Source organism: Hydrogenophaga sp. (genome assembly GCF_030158645.1).
GTDB lineage: Bacteria > Pseudomonadota > Gammaproteobacteria > Burkholderiales > Burkholderiaceae_C > Hydrogenophaga.
On record NZ_JAOASO010000029.1, the window covers coordinates 1 to 3,387 of the forward strand.

Below are 3,387 nucleotides of genomic sequence, written 5' to 3' on the forward strand. Positions count from 1 at the left end.
CCGAAGTCATGCGCCTGGGCTCGCGCGTGGCGAGCACGCGCATGGAGTTTCTGGGCGCGGACGGAAAGTTGTTGTCCACCGGCGCCGGCGCGTATATCGTTTCGTGACATTCCCCCCACCACCCCAAGGAGACAAACCATGATCAAAGTCAGCGTGATGTACCCCAACACCCCGGGCGCGCGTTTCAACCACGAGTACTACCGCGACCAACATATGCCCTTGGTGAAGGCTCGTATGGGCGCGGCACTCAAGTCGTACACGGTGGACAAAGGCATGGCCGGCGGCGCACCCGGGGCACCCGCCACCTACGTGGGCATGTGCCACCTGTTCTGCGACTCCGTGGAAAGCTTCCAGGCCGGCTTTGGACCCCACGCGCAAGAAATCATGGCGGACATCCCGAACTACACGGACATCGCGCCGGTGATGCAGATCAGTGAGGTGGTAGTGGGGTGATGGCTGCGCTCACAGGGCGGAATTTGGCATATCGAAAAAAATGCGATGTGGAATGCCGTCCTAACTTTGACGAACATTACGTAAGGAAATAGCCACAGACCGGCATACCCCCTGGGGGTACCGTATAACTACGCGTATCGGTACTACACCAGGAAATATGATGATCAAGGCCTTCTGGGTAAACCAGGGGAGTACCTATTTGGAGGAACGCAACGCGGGGCTGCTTTGGGCGCCTGAGCGAACAGCGGGAACGTCAACAGTGGGTGGGTCGAAGCTCGTGCACTGGGAGACGATGACGGAGGTTGAGCCAGGGGATGTTGTCTTCACTTATGCCAACTCTCATCTACGTGGCTATGCCGTAGCTTCTAGCGCCGCTGTATTGATGGGGCGTCCTTATGAAGCTGGGACGAAGTACTCTCCTCTGCAAGGCGGACGCGCAGTGTTTTGCAGTTACCACGAGCTATCTACGCCCCTTCCTTTGGAAACTGTCACTTCCAATAGCAGTCTGCGGACTGAGTTGCAATCGGGCACCAATCCTGTGCTTGACGTTCGCGGTCGTGTTGCACAGAAGTACCTTTGCAGAATCTCCTCTAGAGCGGCCGAATGGCTCGGCGCACTGGTCGCACTTCCTCTCAGCACCAAACATCCAATCGGATTGGGGTTGACGCCGACCACTGTCCAGCGTCTCGCCGATGCACGAATCGGACAGGGTAAGTTTCGCGATGACCTCATCAACTCATTTAACGGCGCTTGCGCAGTGACTGGACTTTCGGTTGTTCCTCTTTTGCGCGCTTCGCATATCAAGGCCTGGACGGTCTCGAACAACCAAGAACGCCTTGATCCTGAAAATGGAGTGTTGCTCGCCGCTGGTGTCGATGCCGCCTTTGATCGGGGGTATATCGGGTTTGACTCTGGAGGAATTCTTCTTTCAAAGCCTACGTTTGGATCAGGCGAACGCGTGTCTTTGGGTATCCCAGTTTCACATTTCGTCTTGAATCCCACCTTCCTCACGCACAGAAGGCGGGAGTATTTGGCTCTTCACCGACTCAAGTTTGGATTCTGAAGACGCCTCGGCCTCACCCCCCACCAAGCCACCCCCACCGCCACCGCAAACCCCGTGTACGCCGCCACAAACACCCACCCAGGCGCGTCCCAGTACAGCAGCCGCGCCAGCCAGTGTTCGATGAAGCTTTCGCGGTAGCCGCTTTGGCCGGCGAGGCGGCGCAGGTCTTGTTCCCACACGGTCAGGGGGCACAGCTGGCCGAGCCAAGCCTGGGCGGCGATGAAGACCATCAGGGCCAGGTGGGTGAGGCGCAGGCCGAAGTGGCGCACCCAGCGCCAGCCGAGCGCGCCGCCGATCAAAACGAGGGGCAGCACGCCCACCACGAAGACGACGATGCCCACGTGCAGCGCCAGGATGGCGTCGGCGAGCCACAGGGCTTGGGCGGGGGGCAGGGTGAGCATGCCCTGATGCTAGGCGCCCGCCGCCGGTGGTGCCCGGCGGTTGGATTTACGCCGCTTCGGGTGCGCGCTGCTGGCCGCCGCTGCGCGCGCGGTCGGCGGTTTGTTGCAGCAGCTGCCGCGCTTCGGCGTCGCTCTGGGCCAGCAAGGGCTGGGCGCGCACGGTGAGGTCCGCGAAGGCGTGTTGGGCGTGGGCCTGGGCTTCTTCGCTCAGGGCGGTCTGGGCGATGGCGGGGGTGGCTTCCAGTCTGGCGGGGCGTGCCAGGGCGCGTGCGGTCAGCACCGCAAAGCCCTGCGCCACGCCATACAGGCCGAGGCGCGCGCCGGGCAGGTAGACGCTCAGGGCGTGGCCGTAGCGGCCTTTCTCAATGTCCGCCTGCTCGATGCTGCCCAGCGAAAACTTGCGCACGCCGGGGCGCGTGCCGGTCTGCACCACCAGCAACGAATGGCTGGTCACCACCCAGATCGTGCGGCCCACCCCAACCGATCGGCCGGTGGCGTAGGCGGTGATGCGTTCGTCGCGGTTCAAGTGGTTGCGCAGCAGGTCCACATCGGCGTGGCGCAGCAGCTCGGCGGCGTGGGGGTTGTCGCCTTCGATCAGGATCTCCAGCTGTTCGGAATAGTTGCGAAAGAAGTCGAGCATGGCGGTGCGTGGTTGGGTCGGGCGAAATGGCTCCGATTGCTACCTTCGCTGTTTCCGCCCAGTCTTGCTGGCCTGGGGTTTCACCGGGAATTCAGGGCATTCCCGGCAAGCCGGCGAAAAAAAACCGCCAGCACACGGGGTGTTGGCGGCTGCACGCATGGCCTGCCGAAGCAGGCAACGTGTTAGTCAGCGATCAGTCGGTGCTCACTTGGCGCCGTCGATCTTCATGTACTCGGACACCACTTTCCAGCGGTTGTCCTGCAGCTGCGAGAGGCGGGTCGAGTTGCTGCCCAGGCGCTTGGTGGGGCTGAAGGTCATTTCGGCGCTGCCGAAGATGTCCGGCGGGATCACCATGGTGTCCATGGCCTTGATGAAGCTGTCCGTGGTCAGGTTGTTGCCGGTCTTGCCCGCTGCGCGCAGGAAGGCGTCGATGACGGTGTAGCCGTAGACCGAGAACACGGTGGGGTCTTCGTTGAACTTGGTCTGGTACTTGTTGGCCCAGAAACGGATCGGCTGCGAAGCCGAGTCGGTGTATGGGTTTTGTACCGTCATGGTGGCGTAGAAGCCGTTCATGGCGGGGCCGCCGAGCTTGTGGATCAGGTCGGTGTAAGCCGCGCTGGATCCGATGAAGGTGGGGTTGAAGCCCAGGCGCTTGGCCGTGGCAATGCCGCCAATGGTCTCGCGAATGATGGTGCCCATCACGACCATGTCGCACTGCTCGGACGCCAGCTTCTGCATCTGCGACGAGAAGTCGGTGGCACCGCGCTTATAGCTCGTTTCCACCGCGAGCGACATGCCGGCGGCTTTCAGGCCGTCTTCAGCGCCGCGCT

At 62.0% G+C, this 3,387-nt stretch carries 5 protein-coding genes and 1 pseudogene; 3 read left to right on the top strand and 3 right to left on the bottom strand.

Translation table 11 applies throughout. From position 1 onward, the window contains the following. The 3 genes and pseudogenes from Q1W68_RS02875 to Q1W68_RS02885 form a co-directional block, all read left to right on the top strand. A pseudogene (locus Q1W68_RS02875) lies at positions 1 to 107 on the top strand (thioesterase family protein); the annotation flags it as partial. 31 nt (positions 108 to 138) lie between these two features. Next, the gene (locus tag Q1W68_RS02880; RefSeq protein WP_300715548.1) at positions 139 to 453 is read left to right on the top strand and encodes an EthD family reductase; all 315 of its coding nucleotides are present in this window, start codon (positions 139 to 141) and stop codon (positions 451 to 453) included. A gap of 160 nt (positions 454 to 613) precedes the next feature. Continuing rightward, on the top strand, positions 614 to 1,516 hold the full coding sequence (locus tag Q1W68_RS02885; protein WP_300653310.1) for an HNH endonuclease signature motif containing protein: 903 nt from the start codon (positions 614 to 616) through the stop codon (positions 1,514 to 1,516). Here Q1W68_RS02885 and Q1W68_RS02890 read toward each other — a convergent pair. The 3 genes from Q1W68_RS02890 to Q1W68_RS02900 all read right to left on the bottom strand — a co-directional run. Further along, positions 1,492 to 1,917 carry a DUF2784 domain-containing protein gene (locus tag Q1W68_RS02890; RefSeq protein ID WP_300653313.1) on the bottom strand — a complete coding sequence of 142 codons (426 nt, stop codon included), beginning with the start codon at positions 1,915 to 1,917 and terminating at the stop codon, positions 1,492 to 1,494. The genes Q1W68_RS02885 and Q1W68_RS02890 overlap by 25 nt on opposite strands. A gap of 46 nt (positions 1,918 to 1,963) precedes the next feature. Continuing rightward, complete coding sequence (locus tag Q1W68_RS02895) at positions 1,964 to 2,557, bottom strand: hypothetical protein (protein WP_300653315.1); 594 nt, start codon at positions 2,555 to 2,557, stop codon at positions 1,964 to 1,966. A gap of 204 nt (positions 2,558 to 2,761) precedes the next feature. Then, the coding region (locus Q1W68_RS02900) for an ABC transporter substrate-binding protein (RefSeq protein WP_300715549.1) at positions 2,762 to 3,387 on the bottom strand (626 nt) is incomplete at its 5' end.

Bases quoted from the DNA above. Each gene is read 5' to 3' on its own strand.
- Q1W68_RS02885 (WP_300653310.1), top strand. From the start codon at position 614: ATGATCAAGGCCTTCTGGGTAAACCAGGGGAGTACCTATTTGGAGGAA.
- Q1W68_RS02890 (WP_300653313.1), bottom strand. From the start codon at position 1,917: ATGCTCACCCTGCCCCCCGCCCAAGCCCTGTGGCTCGCCGACGCCATC.
- Q1W68_RS02880 (WP_300715548.1), top strand. From the start codon at position 139: ATGATCAAAGTCAGCGTGATGTACCCCAACACCCCGGGCGCGCGTTTC.
- Q1W68_RS02895 (WP_300653315.1), bottom strand. From the start codon at position 2,557: ATGCTCGACTTCTTTCGCAACTATTCCGAACAGCTGGAGATCCTGATC.